Origin of the sequence: Promicromonospora iranensis (assembly GCF_028994775.1) — a bacterium.
Classification (GTDB): Bacteria; Actinomycetota; Actinomycetes; order Actinomycetales; family Cellulomonadaceae; genus Promicromonospora; species Promicromonospora iranensis_A.
Genome location: NZ_JAJQMN010000009.1, coordinates 66,703 through 82,323, shown reverse-complemented (window position 1 = coordinate 82,323; position 15,621 = coordinate 66,703). Strand labels below are relative to the sequence as shown.

At 69.7% G+C, this 15,621-nt stretch carries 14 protein-coding genes; 7 read left to right on the top strand and 7 right to left on the bottom strand.

Going from position 1 to position 15,621, the window contains the following annotated elements; genetic code table 11:
- Window positions 1–188: 188 nt before the first annotated feature.
- Complete coding sequence (locus LUU90_RS17700; RefSeq protein WP_275004970.1) at window positions 189–1,391, top strand: beta-1,3-glucanase family protein; 1,203 nt, start codon at window positions 189–191, stop codon at window positions 1,389–1,391.
- A gap of 85 nt (window positions 1,392–1,476) precedes the next feature.
- On the opposite strand, the gene LUU90_RS17695 is transcribed toward LUU90_RS17700, so the two are convergent.
- Window positions 1,477–2,517, bottom strand: coding sequence for a hypothetical protein (locus LUU90_RS17695; protein ID WP_275004969.1), 1,041 nt, complete (start codon window positions 2,515–2,517; stop codon window positions 1,477–1,479).
- Window positions 2,518–2,640: 123 nt separating this feature from the next.
- On the opposite strand from LUU90_RS17695, the gene LUU90_RS17690 reads away from it, so the two are divergent.
- Both LUU90_RS17690 and LUU90_RS17685 read left to right on the top strand, forming a co-directional pair.
- Complete coding sequence (locus LUU90_RS17690) at window positions 2,641–3,180, top strand: peptidylprolyl isomerase (RefSeq protein ID WP_275004968.1); 540 nt, start codon at window positions 2,641–2,643, stop codon at window positions 3,178–3,180.
- Between the two features lie 82 nt (window positions 3,181–3,262).
- Complete coding sequence (locus LUU90_RS17685; protein WP_275004967.1) at window positions 3,263–4,144, top strand: rhomboid family intramembrane serine protease; 882 nt, start codon at window positions 3,263–3,265, stop codon at window positions 4,142–4,144.
- A gap of 161 nt (window positions 4,145–4,305) precedes the next feature.
- Here the strand turns inward: LUU90_RS17685 and LUU90_RS17680 are convergent, their stop codons facing one another.
- Entirely contained in the window at window positions 4,306–4,578 is a 273-nt protein-coding gene (locus LUU90_RS17680) for a cell division protein CrgA (RefSeq protein WP_274994675.1), read from the bottom strand.
- Window positions 4,579–4,723: 145 nt separating this feature from the next.
- Between LUU90_RS17680 and LUU90_RS17675 the strand changes: the two genes are divergently transcribed.
- Genes LUU90_RS17675 through LUU90_RS17660 form a run of 4 tightly spaced genes read left to right on the top strand, consistent with a single transcriptional unit; the run spans window position 4,724 to window position 7,214 of the window.
- On the top strand, window positions 4,724–5,539 hold the full coding sequence (locus LUU90_RS17675; protein WP_275004966.1) for a DUF881 domain-containing protein: 816 nt from the start codon (window positions 4,724–4,726) through the stop codon (window positions 5,537–5,539).
- Complete coding sequence (locus tag LUU90_RS17670; protein WP_275004965.1) at window positions 5,536–6,369, top strand: class E sortase; 834 nt, start codon at window positions 5,536–5,538, stop codon at window positions 6,367–6,369. The genes LUU90_RS17675 and LUU90_RS17670 overlap by 4 nt, the downstream gene beginning before the upstream one ends.
- Window positions 6,369–6,527 (top strand): hypothetical protein, encoded by a 159-nt coding sequence (locus LUU90_RS17665; RefSeq protein WP_165919547.1) that lies wholly within the window; start codon window positions 6,369–6,371, stop codon window positions 6,525–6,527. The genes LUU90_RS17670 and LUU90_RS17665 overlap by 1 nt, the downstream gene beginning before the upstream one ends.
- A 24-nt stretch (window positions 6,528–6,551) precedes the next feature.
- A complete protein-coding gene (locus LUU90_RS17660; RefSeq protein ID WP_275004962.1) occupies window positions 6,552–7,214 on the top strand; it encodes an aminodeoxychorismate/anthranilate synthase component II in 663 nt (220 codons plus the stop codon).
- A 55-nt stretch (window positions 7,215–7,269) separates the two neighbouring features.
- Here LUU90_RS17660 and pknB read toward each other — a convergent pair whose 3' ends face one another.
- From pknB to LUU90_RS17635, 5 genes are read right to left on the bottom strand one after another with little or no spacing between them, the layout of a single operon-like run.
- A complete protein-coding gene (gene pknB, locus LUU90_RS17655; RefSeq protein ID WP_275004961.1) occupies window positions 7,270–9,315 on the bottom strand; it encodes a Stk1 family PASTA domain-containing Ser/Thr kinase in 2,046 nt (681 codons plus the stop codon).
- Window positions 9,316–11,088, bottom strand: a complete 1,773-nt coding sequence (locus LUU90_RS17650; RefSeq protein WP_275004960.1) for a serine/threonine-protein kinase — start codon at window positions 11,086–11,088, stop codon at window positions 9,316–9,318.
- On the bottom strand, window positions 11,085–12,620 hold the full coding sequence (locus LUU90_RS17645) for a peptidoglycan D,D-transpeptidase FtsI family protein (RefSeq protein ID WP_275004959.1): 1,536 nt from the start codon (window positions 12,618–12,620) through the stop codon (window positions 11,085–11,087). Before LUU90_RS17645 ends, LUU90_RS17650 begins: the two co-directional genes overlap by 4 nt.
- Window positions 12,617–14,098 carry an FtsW/RodA/SpoVE family cell cycle protein gene (locus tag LUU90_RS17640; protein WP_275004958.1) on the bottom strand — a complete coding sequence of 494 codons (1,482 nt, stop codon included), beginning with the start codon at window positions 14,096–14,098 and terminating at the stop codon, window positions 12,617–12,619. The genes LUU90_RS17645 and LUU90_RS17640 overlap by 4 nt, the downstream gene beginning before the upstream one ends.
- Window positions 14,095–15,618, bottom strand: a complete 1,524-nt coding sequence (locus LUU90_RS17635) for a PP2C family protein-serine/threonine phosphatase (protein WP_275004957.1) — start codon at window positions 15,616–15,618, stop codon at window positions 14,095–14,097. Before LUU90_RS17635 ends, LUU90_RS17640 begins: the two co-directional genes overlap by 4 nt.
- Window positions 15,619–15,621 lie beyond the last annotated feature (3 nt).

Below are 15,621 nucleotides of genomic sequence, written 5' to 3'. Positions count from 1 at the left end.
CTCCCTCTCGTGTCCGTGGGAACACGTACATCGGCTAGTGGCATCCCCGTACATCCGGCTCGAAGTCCGCATTTTTCACCCCCGATCCGCCCCGGGCTACTGACATGGCAGGACCCCTTCCATATCGTCGAGGCGGAGGGGCACGCATCACCCAACTGACCGGCCCCTCGTGATTCGAGGAGGATCGAGTGTCCCTGACCAGGAAACTCATCGGCACCGCCGCCGCCCTGACCGCAGCTCTATCGGCGGCCGTCGTCGCCACGCCGACGGCGACCGCGGTGCCCGACACCATCCCGCTCACCATCACCAACGACTCGGGTCGTGGTGACCAGGTATTCATCTATGTGCTGGGCGAGACCGGCGGCCAGCTCGGCTACGCCGACGCCGAGGGTACGTTCCACCCCTGGCCGGACGCGGGCAGCGTCCCGGAGCCGGCGCCCGACGCGTCTATCACCGGACCTGCCGACGGGCAGGACATCACCATCCAGATGCCCAAGCTGTCCGGCCGGGTCTATTTCTCGTACGGCAGCAAGCTCGACTTCAAGATCGTCAACGACGGTCAGCTCGTGCAGCCCGCCGTCCAGAACCCGGACGACCCGAACCGGAACATCCTGTTCAACTGGACCGAGTACACGCTCAACGACTCCGGCCTGTGGATCAACAGCACGCAGGTCGACTTCTTCTCCGCGCCGTACCAGACAGGTCTGCGCTCCTCGAGCGGCGAGCTCATGCACACCGGGATGCTCAAGCCGGACGGCTGGGACAACGTCGTCTCCGCCTTGTCGCAGCAGGACGGCTGGGACGGGCTCGCGCAGACGGGACCTGACGGCTCGGTGCTACGCGTCCTGTCTCCCGGCCATGGGGTCGGTACGGGCCAGGTGGACGCGAACATCCTGTCGGACTACGTGGACCGGGTCTGGAGCAAGTACTCCAGCGAGACCCTGACCGTCGTGCCGTACGGCGACCGGCCGGACACCAAGTTCCTCGGCACCGTCTCCGGCGACACCATGACGTTCACCGACACCTCCGGCGCTGTCGTCGCCACCTTCCCGAAGCCCTCGGGCGAGTCGATCTTCGGGTGCGCCGGCGACCTGGCGGCACCCAACGACGACGTCGGCGCCATCGCCCGCACGCTGTGCGCCGGATTCAACCGTTCCTCGCTGCTCGACAGCACCACGCAGCCGACCCAGGACCCCGCGGGCTTCTACCAGGACCCGGTGACCAACTACTACGCCAAGTACATCCACGAGCAGATGGCGGACGGCAAGGCCTACGCCTTCGCGTTCGACGACGTCGTCAACCAGGAGTCGCTCGTGCACGACGGCGACCCCACCGAGGCGTTCATCCAGCTGGACCCGTTCACCGGGGCCGCCACGCCCATCGGCGGGTGACCCGGTACCACCAGTCGCCTCACGCATGACAGGAGGGCCTGGCCGTGTCGGCCGGGCCCTCCTGTTCGTCGAGGCGAAGCGGAGGTCAGCCCTCCTGCTTCTTCTCCCCCGCGGGCTTGGCCTCCGCGGGCGGCACCTCGTCCACCAGCGGGTCCACCACGGGCTCGGTCCGGACCGGCTCGTCCAGGATCTCGGCGGGCGGCGTGGTCTCGGTCGGTCCGAGCTCTGCCGTCTCCGGCGTCGCAACGACCGGGTCACTGCTGCCGCCGCGCTTCTGGGCTGCCGTGCTCGCCTTCTGCGCGGTCGCCCACGCCGCGTCGAAGACCGGTGCGGCCTTCTCCTTCGCGGCATCAAGGACCGGGGCCGCCTTCTCCAGCACCGGTCCGGCCTTCTCCTTTGCGGCCTCGAACGCGGGGCCTGCCGCCGAGTAGGCCCGAACGCCGAGGTCCTTGGCCGTCTGTGCGGCCTTGGCCCCCGCCTCCTTGCCCTTGGCGACGGCGGAACCCGCAGCCGAGCCGACGCCGGACGAGTGCCGCGCGGCGCCGTCGGTGTAGTCGGCACCCGTGCCCTGTTCCCAGGGCTCGGCCCACGGGTCGGTCTGCGGCTGCGCGCGCTTCCAGAACACGTAGCCGGCTGCCGCGACGCCGCCCGCGGCCAGCGCGACGAGCCAACCCTTCTTGGAGCTCTTCTTGCTCGCCTTCTCCGCGGCCGCGGCCGCTGCCAGGGCGCTGCTCTGTGCGGAGGCCGCATTGGACGCCGCGGCGTTGAACGCGGAGACCATCTTCGGCAGCAGGTCGTCCACGAGCTTGTCGTGCGCGGTGTCGATGAGCGGCGCAGCCTTGCCCGCCGCCTTCTCGACCTGAGGAGCCGCGGCCTGGACGCTGTCCTGCCACGCCTTCTCCGCGCGCGGTGTGAGCCACGCGATGAATTCGTTGACGCGGGGCTGTGCCCAGTCCTTGGCGTTCGAGGCCCGGTCCTTGGCCTGGGCCGCTACGGCCCCTGCCTGCGTTGCGGCCTTGGAGCTGACGTCGGAAAGCAGAGCTGCGGCTTCCGCGGCCCTCTCCTTGACCTTCTCGGTGTCGATCTTGTTCGTGTCCACGTAGTCGGTCACCTTCTTGCGGGTCATGAAGCTCCCCTCGAACTGTTCAAATAGTCCTCAAGATGCCACTCTGCCACCGCGAAGGCCTACTGGCGAGGGCGAGCGGCGTCGGTGCAGCACCAGCGGGCCGCTCCGTGGGAGGATTGATACATGTTCGCAATCCTGCACACCACCTCCGGTGACATCCGCATCGAGCTCTTCCCGAACCACGCGCCCAAGACTGTCGAGAACTTCGTCGGCCTCGCGACCGGTGAGAAGGCCTGGACGGACCCGCGGACGGGTGAGGAGCGCAAGGACCCGTTCTACGACGGCCTGATCTTCCACCGCGTCATCGACGACTTCATGATCCAGGGCGGCTGCCCGCTCGGAACGGGAACCGGCGGCCCGGGGTACACGTTCAACGACGAGATCCACCCGGAGCTCCAGTTCAACGAGAAGTACATCCTCGCCATGGCCAACGCCGGCAAGCGCCGCAACCCGGTGACGGGCGAGATCGAGGGCACCAACGGCTCGCAGTTCTTCCTCACCACCGCGGAGACCCCGTGGCTGAACGGCAAGCACACGATCTTCGGCAAGGTGGCTGACGACGCGTCGCGTCTGGTCGTCGACGAGGTCGGCAAGACCCGCACGCGCCCCGGCGACCGTCCCGTCGACGACATCACGATCACGTCGGTCACCATCGAGCCCTGAGCGCCGACGGCGGCCGCCGCACCGGCTGGGCCCGGCACGACCGGGAGATACCGAGGACCGAGGGGACTGAGGACGTATCGCGATGAACGACCCGGCCGCTGAGGAGCCGACCGAGGCCGAGGCTCCGGTCTGCCCGCGCCACCCGGACCGGGTGGCCTACGTGCGTTGCCAGCGGTGTGGCCGGCCCGCGTGCCCGGAGTGCCAGCGGCCGGCCGCCGTCGGCGTGCAGTGCGTCGACTGCGTCCGGGAGGCGAAGCGCACGGCACCGCGTGTCCGGACCGTCTTCGGCGGCGCCGCAGACAGCGCCGCTGCCAGCGGCCGGCCGATGGTGACGCTCACGATCATCGGGATCTGCGTCGTGAGCTGGCTCCTGCAGCTCGTGACGTCGGGTGCCTGGACGCAGATGCTGTGGTTCTGGCCGTGGGGCGGCGCGGTGGAGCCGTGGCGCTTCCTCACGGCCTCGTTCCTGCACTCCACCTCGCCGCTGCACATCCTGTTCAACATGTATGCCCTGTGGATAACCGGGCAGTTCCTCGAGCCGCTGCTCGGGCGGTTGCGCTTCACGGTCCTGTGCCTGCTCTCCGCGGTCGGCGGGTCGGTCGGCGTGCTGCTCCTCGCGGGCGACCCGTTCACGTCAGATGCCTGGGTGACACCGGTCGTCGGCGCGTCCGGCATGGTGTTCGGCCTGTTCGGCGCGATGCTTCCCGTGATGCGGCGGCTGGGCCGGAGCATGGGTCAGGTGCTCGTCCTGCTCGCGATCAACGGCGCGATCGGCTTCTTCGTGCCGAACATCTCCTGGCAGGCGCACCTGGGTGGGCTCGTCACCGGAGCTCTGGTGGCCGCGGCCTACGCCTATGCACCGAAGGACCGACGCGCCGCCGTCGCCTGGGTCGTCCCGATCGTCGGCATCGCACTTCTCGTGGGCCTGGCGGTGTGGCGCTACAGCTCGGTCGGCGTCCTGTGAACGCAGCGGTGGCGCTTCGGTGGCTGGCGCTCGAATGCGAGCAACTGGGCCGTTTCCGACACCTGGCGGTGTGTCACCACTCTCTTTTCCCCAGCTTTACCCACAGCTGTGGATAAATAGGGACACAGTTCCGCGGCCGCCTCAGCGCGGCCGCGGAGCGGTCACTTCCAGCGGGTCGTGAGACCGAAACCGACGATGATCAGGCCGAAGCCGACCGCGAGGTTCCACTGCCCCAGCTGCGGAATCGGCAGGCCGAGCTCGGAGCTCGTGAGGTAGAACGTCACGATCCACACGAGACCGAGGATCATCAGGCCCAGCATCACCGGGGCGAGCCAGCGCGGGTTGGTCGCCTCGCCAGGCAGCGCGACCTTCGCCTCGGACTTCTCGGTCTTGGGCGTGGCCTTCTTCTTGTTGCGGGACTTCGACTCGGGCACGAGGCGGGCTCCTGTCCTGGGGTGGTCCGCCCGACGGGTGTGCCGAGCCGACGTCTGCATTCTCGTGGACTAGCGTAGTGCTCCACAGGCCGCAGGCGTGACCAGAAGCGTCCGCGGGTTTGTCGAATGTTGCAGGAGGGACGCGGTGACCGGAGCCGAACCGACCGGCGAGCCGTCCATCAGGAGCGGTGCGACGGGCTTCTCTCGTGCCCCGAGGCATGCGGGATGGCGCTCCTGGGTCAGTGTGGGCTCTGTGGCGGTGCTGGCCGGACTCATGTTCAGCGCCAGCGCGCGGCTGGCCGACGGCGGCGGCGCCGACACCCGCGATCCCCAGGACCTCGCCCAGCTGGTTGACGCCGAGACCGGCCGGGTCGCCGAGCTCACCGAGCGCACCGGCGCGCTCGACCGGGAGATCGAGGCGCTCAGCGCCCGCGCGAGCACCACGGTTCCCACGCCGGACGGCGACCTGGTGAAGCGGGAGGGTGTGGTGTCCGGGTCGGAACCCGTGCGCGGCGCCGGGCTCACGGTGACGCTCGACGACGCGCCGTCGACGGCGGTCGGTGCGGGTCCCGGCGGGGTGGAGCCGCAGCCCGACGACCTCGTGGTGCACCAGCAGGACCTGCAGCACGTCATCAACGCCCTGTGGGCGGGCGGGGCCGAGGCCATGACCCTGCAGGGTGAACGCGTGACCTCGACGTCCGCCTTCCGGTGCTCCGGGAACATCCTGCTGCTGCACGGAAAGGTGTTCTCACCTCCCTATAAGGTGACGGCGGTCGGAGACCCGGGGAAGATGGAGGCGTCACTGATGAGCTCCGAGGGCGTCCAGACGTATCTGGAGTACGTCGACTGGGTGCACCTGGGCTGGGACGTGCGACGTAGTGACAACCTGGACCTCCCCGCGTACGACGGCGGCGGTCTGCAGTATGCGACGGTTCCCGACGGTACGGAGGTCTTTGGATGACCCACGCGCAGGCCGGCCACAACGTGCCGCTGCCACAGGAGGTCTTCCCCATCGCGTATCAGCGCGGTCCGTCCGGCATGGGCCCGCGCAACGCGCGGCGGCCCAGCGGGTCGGCGGCGCCCATGCGGCCGGTCGCCTGGCTGATCGGCGCCCTGGGTGAGCTCCTGGTGACCGCAGGCGTGGTGCTCGGCCTCTTCGTGGTGTGGCAGCTCTGGTGGACCGACGTCGAAGGTGCGCGGGCCCAGAGCGAGATCATCGCCGAGATGGACTGGGAGTCCGCGCCACAGGGTCCCGCCACGGCTCCGGAGAACCACGGGCCGCCGCCCGTCATGAAGGAACCGCCCGAGCCCGGGACGCTCTTCGCCCAGATGTTCGTCCCCCGGTTCGGGGACGACTACGTCAAGCCGGTCGCCGAGGGCACGGACAAGGCGACGGTGCTCGACACCATCGGTATCGGGCACTACACCGGCACCGCGATGCCGGGTGACCTCGGCAACTTCGCCGTCGCCGCGCACCGCACCACGTACGGCAAGCCGTTCAACCAGATCGCGGAGCTCAAGAAGGGCGACGCGGTCGTGGTCCGGACCAAGAAGACCTGGTACGTCTACAAGGTGACCGAGGCGAAGATCGTGTATCCGCAGAACGTCGAGGTGATCGCCCCGGTGCCCGGGGTGACCGACGACCAGCCCATGCCCGAGCTGACCAAGCGGTTCATCACGCTCACCTCCTGCCACCCGATGTTCTCCGCGACCGAGCGGTACATCGTGCACGGCGAGCTCGACTACTGGGCCCCGGTGGGCGAAGGCAAGCCGAAGGAGCTGGTGAGCTGATGTACGCGCTCCTGTGGCGGGCCATCCCCGGGCCCGGCTGGTTCAAGTTCCTCGTGTGCCTGGTGCTCGTGTTCGGCGTGGTCGCGGTGTGCTTCACCGAGTTCTTCCCGTGGCTCAGCGAGTACATGCCGTTCAACGACACGACGGTCGGCGCGTAGCGGTCCTCGCCGTAGCATTTGACCATGACGCGCATCCTCGTCGTCGACAACTACGACTCGTTCGTCTATACGATCGTCGGCTACCTCGACCAGATCGGCGCCCGGACCGTGGTGGTCCGGAACGACGCCGTGCCCTCCCCCGACGCCGACGGCCGCTACTGGTACGACGGCGGCGACAGCGCCCCCGAGCCCTACGACGGCGTGCTCGTGTCGCCCGGACCCGGCACGCCCGCGGAGGCCGGCGCGTCCGAGGACGTCATCCGCGCCTGTGCCCGGTCCCGCACCCCGATGCTCGGCGTCTGCCTGGGACACCAGGCCCTCGCCGAGGTGTACGGCGGCACGGTGACCCACGCGCCGGAACTCATGCACGGCAAGACCAGCCTCGTGGGGCACACCGGCGACGGCGTCCTCGCCGGCCTGCCGATCCCGTTCACCGCAACGCGGTACCACTCGCTCGCGGTGACGCCGGACAGCGTGCCCGCTGAGCTCGAGGTGACGTGCACGACTGCGTCCGGCATCGTCATGGGCCTGCAGCACCGTGAGCTGCCGCTGCACGGCGTGCAGTTCCACCCCGAGTCCGTCCTCACCGAGGGCGGCCACCGGCTGCTCGCGAACTGGCTCGAGACCTGCGGGCTCGACGGCGCGGTCGAGCGGGCACAGGGAATGGCGCCGCTGGTCACCTCGTGACCGACGACGCCATGCCTGCCCTGCGCTGACCGGGTCTCCCCGGTCAGCGCGCGTGCTACGGGAAGATGTCCTCGCCGTCGCCGTTACCTTCGCCCTGGCCGTTGTTGCCTTCGCCTTCGCCCTCGGCAGGACCGGAGGAGACCACCAGGTTGATCCTGGCGCCCTGCTCGACCGTGGCTCCGGGCGGCGGGTCGGAACGGATCACCCGGCCCTCCTCGATGGTCTCCGAGGGCTCCTGCGAGGCCTCGACGCACGTGACCTGGGAGCCGGTGCACGAGACCTGGGCCTCTTCGACCGTCTTGCCGACGAGGTCGACGGGGACGGTCGTCTCCTCGGGCTCCGGCGCGGTGGCGAGGAAGACGGTCACCGACTGACCCTGCGGCACGTCGCCGGCCTCCGGGTCGGTGCGGACGACGGTCCCTGGCGGGACCTCGTCGCTCTCCTCCTCGTCCCACTGGATGGTGCCGAGGCCGACGTTCTGCAGCTGCGACTGCGCGCCCTCCTTGGACTGCCCGATGACGTTCGGCAGCGTCGTCCTGCCGGTCGACGTGTACAGCACGACGTCCGAGCCCTCCTGCACCGGCTGTCCGGCGCTCGGCTCGCTCTTGGTCACCATGCCGGCCGCGACGTCGGGGCTGTTCTCCGTCTGGGTGCTGCCGACGGTGAGATTGAGCTCCTCGAGCCGTGCCGTGGCGTCAGCCTCGGAAAGGTTCTTCAGGTCCGGGATGGTGACCTGGCCGGGCGCGCCCGCGACGTAGACCGTGACGGTCGAGTTCGGTTCGACCTCTTCGCCTGCCGCGGGTTCGGTGGCGCCGGTGGTCGTGCCCTCCTCGAGATCGGAGTCCTTGTCGATGGCCTGCTGGAACCCCAGACCGGCTGCCTCGATCTGCGCCCTGGCATCCTCGGCGGCCATGCCCTCCTCGATCGCCGGCACGGGGACCGTCGTCGGCTCCTGGTTGGCCGCGTTCTCGATCGCCATCGCGATGGCGATGGCCGCGACCGCTGCCAGGGCGATCCCGAGAAGCCACCACATGAGGGCCTTGCTCTTCTTCTCGGGCTCCTGGTCGCCGCGGTTCGGCTGGCCGGGGTATCCCCCGCCGGGCGTGACCGGGCTCTGCTGCGCCGTCGTCGGACCCCAGCTGGCCGGGGTCGGAGACATGACCTGCGTGGCGCCGTACGCGGGCTGGCCGGCGACCTGGGTGGCGCCCATCATGGCGCCCACCATCGGCGCGGTGACCTGGCCGCCGCGCATCGCGGCCTCCAGGTCGCGCCGGAACTCGGCGGCTGTGCTGTACCGCTGCTCGCGGTCCTTGGTCAGTGCCTTGAGCGTGATGCGGTCCAGCACGTCGGGGACGTCGGTGGCGACCTCCGACGGGCGCTGCGGCTCCTGGCCCACGTGCTGGTACGCGACCGCGACCGGCGAGTCGCCCTGGAACGGCGGGCGGCCCGTGAGCAGCTCGAACAGCATGCAGCCTGTCGAGTACAGGTCGGAGCGGGTGTCCACCTGCTCGCCGCGGGCCTGCTCCGGGGAGAGGTACTGCGCGGTGCCGATCACAGCATGCGTCTGGGTCATCGTCGCAGCGGAGTCCGCCATGGCACGCGCGATGCCGAAGTCCATCACCTTGACCGCGCCCGTGGGGGTGATCATGACGTTCGCGGGCTTGATGTCGCGGTGCACGATGCCCGCGTGGTGCGAGTACTCCAGCGCGCTGAGCACGCCGACGGTGATCTCGACGGCCTCCTCGATGGGTACCGCCGCGCCGTCGGTCAGGATGTCGCGGACCGTGTGGCCTTCCACGTACTCCATGACGATGAACGGGACGTGCACGTCCTCGCCCGCGGCGTTCTGGTGGATGTCCTCGCCCGTGTCGTACACGGCGACAACCGCGGGGTGGTTCAGAGCGGCGGCGGACTGTGCCTCGCGCCGGAAGCGCACGAGGAAGGACGGGTCACGGGCGAGGTCGGAACGCAGCACCTTGATCGCGACGGTACGACCGAGACGGGTGTCGTGGCCGATGTGGACCTCGGCCATGCCGCCACGGCCGACTAGCTCGCCGACCTCATAGCGGCCGGCGAGTACGCGGGGCGTGTTCTCCACCACTCATACGTCCTTTGATGTCATGGTCGTGTGCCTCAGGGCATACGGCTCGTTGAAAAGCATCATCCCAGAAGCGGCGACTGCGGCCGCTGCCGGGGGATTCAGCGTTTCGGCGTAGATTTCGGAGGAACTCCACGGCTCCTGCAGAGCGCTGTTGTCGCCGCCTCCGGTGACCAGCGTGATGATGAGCACCACCAGCAGCAACGCGACCAGCGCGACCAGCGGCCAGGACACGCGGACCCCGATGCGGTCCTCGATCCCGCCCAGCCACCGTTGGATGTCGGACGACAGGCTTCGTCGCTTCCCAGGGTGCCCCCCGGAGCGCCCTTGCTGGGGGACCCTCCGTCCGTCCTGGCGTGTCGAGTGCAGATCACGACGCGACGGGTAGGACCGCGCACCGTTGCCCGCCGCGTTGCCCGACGGCGACGGGACGTAGCCGGAACCGTGCGGCCGGCCTTGGGCGTCGGTGCCGTACGTGCCCGACGTGGTGCCGTAGCCCGCGGAGTCCGCACCGTAGCCTGCCGAGTCTGCGCCGTAGCCGGCGGAGTCCGTGCCGTACTGCCCCGACCCGGGGCTACCGGCCGGGTTGCCTGGCGCGGGCGAGTAGGGACGCCCGTACGCGTCCGTGCCATGGGTGCCCGACGTCGTGCCGTAGCCGGCCGAGTCGGAACCGTAGGCGCCTGAGCCGAAGGGGCCTGAACCGTAGCCACCCGCGGGCGTGCCCGATCCGTACCCACCGGCCGGGGTGCCACGGTCCGGGCTCGGCGGCGCGGACTGCGCGTTCGCGACAGTCGTATGCCGACCGCCGCTGCTCTGGCCGAACGGTGTCTGCCGGCGTGCGTGCGACGGTCCCGGCTGCGGCGCGGCGCTCCGGCCGTTGTTGGACCGCTGTCCGGACGGCGGGCCGTCCCGGCGTGCCCGGCGCGCGTAGCGCGAGCTGCCGAACGGGTCCTCCGCGATCTCCGCGGCGAGCACGTCGAGGTGCCGAGCGAGCTGGTCCGCCGAGGAGATGCGCTGCGCCGGATCCTTCTCCAGCATCTGCGTGATGGTCTCGGCGAGGCCCGGGTGGACCGACGTCGGCAGCAGCGGAACCGGCGCGTTGACGTGCGCGATCGCGATGTCGACAGGCGTCCGGCCCGTGAACGGTCGCCGACCGGCAGTGGCCTCGTAGGCGACGACGCCGAGCGCGTAGATGTCGGAGGCTCCGGTGGCCGACTGACCCACCGCTTGTTCGGGCGACAGGTACTGGGCAGTGCCCATGACCATGCCCGTGGCGGTCATGGGCACCTGGTTCTGCGCCACGGAGACGCCGAAGTCGGTGATCTTCACCGTGCCGGAATGTTCCAGCAGGATGTTGCCCGGCTTGACGTCCCGGTGCACGACTCCGGCGAGGTGAGCGGCGTGCAGGCCACGGGCCGTCTGCGCCAGGATCGGCAGGAGCCGGGCCGGCGGGAGCACGGGCTCGCGTTCGAGCAGGTCGGCGAGCGGCTCGCCCAGGACCAGCTCCATGACGAGATAGCCGGCGCCGCGCTCCTCGCCGTAGTCGAACATCTGCGCGATGTTGGGGTGAACGAGGGTCGACGAGTTCCGGGCCTCCGTGCGCAGGCGACGAAGAAAGTCCTCGTTGCCCGTGTACTCCTCGCGGAGCACCTTCACGGCGATCTCGCGCGCGAGCTTCTCGTCACGCGCTACCCAGACCTCGCCCATGCCGCCCATGGCGATGCGCCGCACGAGCGTGTAGCGCTCACCGAGCGTCAGACCCTCGACCGGCCTCATTTCGAGATCGCCGCCTGCATGATCTGCGCGGCGATCGGGCTCGCGAGGGCGCCACCCGTGGACTCGTCCGTCGACTGGCCCTCGTTCTCCAGGACCACGGCGACAGCGACCTGCGGGTCGTCGGCAGGTGCGAACGACGTGAACCACAGGGTGGGCGACCGCGGGTCGTCCTCGGCGGTACCGGTCTTGCCTGCTACGTCGACACCCGAGATCTGTGCACCCGTGCCGGAGCCGTCCCGGACGACCTCGACCATCATCTCGGTGAGGGCGTCGGCCGTCGACGACGAGAACGGGCTCTTGTAGCGGCTCGGCTTGGTCTGGCTGACGAGCTCGAGGTCGCTGTCCCGCACGCTCTGGACGAGGTACGGCTCCATCAGGTCGCCGTCGTTCGCGATGGCAGCCGACATCATGGCGACCTGGAGCGGCGTCATACGGAGGTCACCCTGACCCATGCCGGAGAGCGCGATACGGGCGGCCGAGTCGTCCGTGGCGCTGTCGGACAGGCCCGGGTAGGCGCCGACCGAGGTGGACATCGGGATGTCGATCGACTCGGTGAAGCCGAAGTCCTGGAACATCTGCTGCATGCCGTCCGCACCGACCTCGTTGGCCAGCGCGAGGAACGCGGTGTTGCAGGAGATCCGCATGGCGTCCTTCAGCGGCATCTCACCGGTGTCCGAGCAGGTCTGGCCGCCGTAGTTGTGTACGCGGCCACCGTCGCCCGTGGTGCCGGGAAGCTGGTAGACGTCCTCCGCCGGGATCGAGGTGTCCGGGGTGATGCCCTCGTACTCGATGGCAGCAGCCGCGGTGAGCAGCTTGAACGTGGAGCCGGGCGGGTAGATGGCGTTGATCGTGCGGTTGATGGTCGGCCCGTAAGGGCTGAGCCGCTCCTCGCCGCCGATCGAGTTCACCTGGGGCTTGTTGTTGATCAGCGCCTCGGAGGCCGCCGTCGCCTCGCCGGCGTTGTGCACGGCCAGCGTGTTCGGGTCGTACGACGGCTTGGAGACCATCGCGAGGATCGCCCCGGTCTTCGGGTCGATGGCCACGGCCGCGCCGATGTTGTCGCCCAGGGCGTCCCAGGCGGCCTTCTGCACCTTGGGGTCGATGGTGAGCTCGACCGACGAGCCCTGCGCCTCCTCCCCCGTGACGAGGTTCTGGAGCCGGTCGAGCCACAGCGAGTCGTCCTCACCCGCGAGATAGCTGTTCGCGTACCGCTCCATCCCGGTGACGGTGCCGTTGACCGAGAAGTAGCCGGTGACGGGCGCGTACACGCTGGCAGCGCCGCCGTCGCCCTCGGAGTAGGTGCGCTGGTACTTGAAGTTGTCGTCCACCGGTACGGACGTGACGATCGCCTCGCCGCCGCGGACCACGATCGGCCCGCGGTCACGCGCGAGGGCACTGTAGATCCCGCGGACGTTCCTCGGGTGGTCGTTGAGCTCACCAGCGGCGACGAACTGGATCCAGCTGGTCGACACCATGAGGGCCAGGAACATGACCATCACGACGGTCGAGAGACGGCGCAGTGTCGCGTTCACCGGTCCACCCCCCGGACGATCTGCGTCGCGTCGTCAGGCGTCGCGCCGCGGCCGGCGCCGGCCTCGGTCTCGGCCTGCACCGGGCCCGCACCCCCCACCGCGATGGCGTCGCCGCTTGCCGCGGCGGGTACGGGATCAGCCAGGGCGCCGCGGGTCGGCAGCGCGGAGGGGCGTCGGGCGGCGTCGGAGATGCGCAGCATGAGTGCGATGACTATCCAGTTCGCGAGCAGGGACGACCCACCCTGAGCCATGAACGGCAGGGTCAGACCGGTGAGCGGGATGACGCGGGTGATCCCGCCCACCACCACGAAGAGCTGCAGGGCCATGACGAACGCGAGGCCGCCGGCCAGCAGCTTGCCGAAACCGTCCCGGACGCCCACGGCGTGCCGCAGACCGCGCTGCACGATCACCAGGTAGATCAGCAGGATCGCGAGCAGGCCGGTGAGGCCGAGCTCCTCGCCGAGAGAGGCATAGATGAAGTCGGAGAAGGCGAACGGTATGTACTCCGGGTAGCCCTCGCCCCAGCCCGCGCCGAACATGCCGCCGTAGGACATGGCGAAGAGGCCCTGGACCAGCTGGTACGAGTGGCCGGTCATGAGGTCGGGGTTGAAAGCGTCCAGCCAGATGTTCACACGGAGCTGCACGTGGCTGAAGATCGACCAGGCCACCACAGCGCCGGCCCCGAACATCGCGAGACCGATGACGATCCAGCCCACCCGGTCGGTGGCGAGGTACAGCATGCCGACGAACAGGCCGAAGAAGAGGAGCGACGTACCAAGGTCCTTCTCACCGATGAGGACCGCGAGCGAGACGGCCCAGACGATGAGGATCGGACCGAGGTCGCGCAGGCGGGGGAGCTGCAGGCCGAGGAACTTCTTGCCGGCCAGCGCCAGGGTGTCGCGGTTCGCGACCAGGTAGCCCGCGAAGAACACGGCGAACGCGATCTTGGCGAACTCCGCGGGCTGCAGCGAGAAGTTGCCGATGTAGATCCAGATCCGCGCCCCGTTGATCTCGCGGCCCAGGCCCGGGACCAGGGGCAGGATGACCAGCACGATGCCGACGATCATGGCCGTGTACGTCAGGCGCCGCAGGCTGCGGTGGTCCTTGATGACGAAGAGGGCCACGCACGCCACGATGATCCCCAGCGCCGTCCACATGAGGTGACGCGAGGCGTTGGCACCGTCGATGCCGGCGAGGTCCTGCCGCAGGATGGTCGCCATGCTTACGCTGTTCAGCAGGATGACCGCGGGGAGGATCACCTGGTCGGCGTAGGGTGCGCGGAGCCGCAGCACGATGTGCGCGGTGAAGGCCAGCGCGGCCAGCACGATCGAGTAGGTCCAGAACCCCTCGGGCAGGCTGTTGTCGATCGAGTGACCGACCATCCACATGCCACCCATGCCGAGCGCCAGCGCGACGACGAGCAGCAGGGCTTCCGCCACCCGCGTCGGGGCATTCTCCTCGGGTCGGAGCGCGCTCATCCGTTCGTCTCCTGGCCGGAGTCGCCGGACGTCGTCCGGGACCGCGGTGCCGAGTCTCTGCCCTGCCGCTCGCTGGCCGTGGGACTCGGGGACTGCGTCGGGGACGGTGAAGTCGTCGGCTCGGGTTCCTCGGTGGCGTCCGCGATGAGACGGTCGGCGCGTCCGCGGGCGTCCTCGAGCGACGTGGCCCGGATCGTCTCGTGCACACGGTCGGCGACGAAGTCCGGCAGCTCGTCGACGCGGGTGCCGGTGAGCTCGACCGGGGTCGAGAACGTCAGAGGGCCGGCCGTGGCAGGGATACCGCGGAACACCGCGACCTGGCCGTCGGACTCACCCACGTAGTACTGGGTCTGGGTCCAGCGGTAGCCGGCCCAGCCCGCGAGTACAAGCCCCACGACCAGCAGGAGCGCACCGAGCACGGTGAGCCAGACCCGCTTCTTCGGCGGGACCTCCTCCTCGTCGACCTCGTCCTCCAGGTCGTCGTCCGGCTGGACGTCCGGCTGGTACTGCTCCTCGTCGGAAGTACCGGCGACCATGGCCTGCTCGAGCGTGTCGGCGAGGCCGTCGCGCGCCACGGCGTCGGGCAGGACGCTGACAGCGGCCGGAGAGGGAGACGGCTGGCCGCCCGCCGGGACCGGGGACCGGGTGAAGCCGGTCACGGTGTCGCCGTCGATATCGGAGCCGGGCAGGGCGGTGGGGCTCGCGGGGTCTCCGCCCGCCGCGGTCACGCCGGCGAGCGCGGCCGAGCCGACGATCTCCGGCGTCACGGTCGCGGCGGTGGTGGCAGCGGCGGCCTCGTCCAGGATGTCGGCCACAACGACGGTGATGTTGTCGGTGCTGCCGGCGCGCATGGACATCGAGACGAGCCGCTCGACGGCGTCCTGCGGAGTCGTGACCGAGATGAGGACTTCGGCGATCTCTTCGTCGGGCACGAAGCCGGACAGGCCGTCGGAGCAGAGCATCCAGCGGTCGCCGGGGATCGCCTCGCGGATCGACAGGTCGGGCGTGAGGTCCAGGTCGAAGTCACCCAGCACCCGCATGACGACGTTGCGCTGCGGGTGGGTCTCCGCCTCGTCGGCGGTGATACGACCCGTGTCGACCAGGTGCTGCACGAAGGTGTGGTCAACGGTGACCTGTGCGAGGACGCCGTCGCGCAGCAGGTACGCGCGGGAGTCGCCCAGATGGGCCATGGCCAGCGTGTTGCCGGACTTCAGCAGCGCCGTGACGGTGGTGCCCATTCCCGCCAGGTCCGGGTCGGCCGTCGTCGCGTCGACGAGGTCCTGCCGGGCGCGGTCGATCGAGCGCTCGAGCTCGGACATCGACTGGTCGGAGCTGTGGTCGGGCCGGTCGAGGCCCACCAGGGCTGCGATCGTCAGCGCGGACGCGACGTCGCCGCCTGCGTGCCCGCCCATCCCGTCGGCCACGACGAGGAGGTTGGGTCCCGCGTAGGCGGAGTCCTGGTTGTTGGAGCGGACGAGGCCGACGTCGGAGCGCGCGGCATACCGCAAGGTCACGGTCACGTG

What these genes read in the sequence shown, in the direction of transcription:
- LUU90_RS17665 (WP_165919547.1), top strand. Translation starts at nt 6,369, where the DNA reads ATGTACGCGCTCCTGTGGCGGGCCATCCCCGGGCCCGGCTGGTTCAAG.
- LUU90_RS17670 (WP_275004965.1), top strand. Translation starts at nt 5,536, where the DNA reads ATGACCCACGCGCAGGCCGGCCACAACGTGCCGCTGCCACAGGAGGTC.
- LUU90_RS17685 (WP_275004967.1), top strand. Translation starts at nt 3,263, where the DNA reads ATGAACGACCCGGCCGCTGAGGAGCCGACCGAGGCCGAGGCTCCGGTC.
- LUU90_RS17660 (WP_275004962.1), top strand. Translation starts at nt 6,552, where the DNA reads ATGACGCGCATCCTCGTCGTCGACAACTACGACTCGTTCGTCTATACG.
- LUU90_RS17695 (WP_275004969.1), bottom strand. Translation starts at nt 2,517, where the DNA reads ATGACCCGCAAGAAGGTGACCGACTACGTGGACACGAACAAGATCGAC.
- LUU90_RS17640 (WP_275004958.1), bottom strand. Translation starts at nt 14,098, where the DNA reads ATGAGCGCGCTCCGACCCGAGGAGAATGCCCCGACGCGGGTGGCGGAA.
- LUU90_RS17650 (WP_275004960.1), bottom strand. Translation starts at nt 11,088, where the DNA reads ATGAGGCCGGTCGAGGGTCTGACGCTCGGTGAGCGCTACACGCTCGTG.
- LUU90_RS17690 (WP_275004968.1), top strand. Translation starts at nt 2,641, where the DNA reads ATGTTCGCAATCCTGCACACCACCTCCGGTGACATCCGCATCGAGCTC.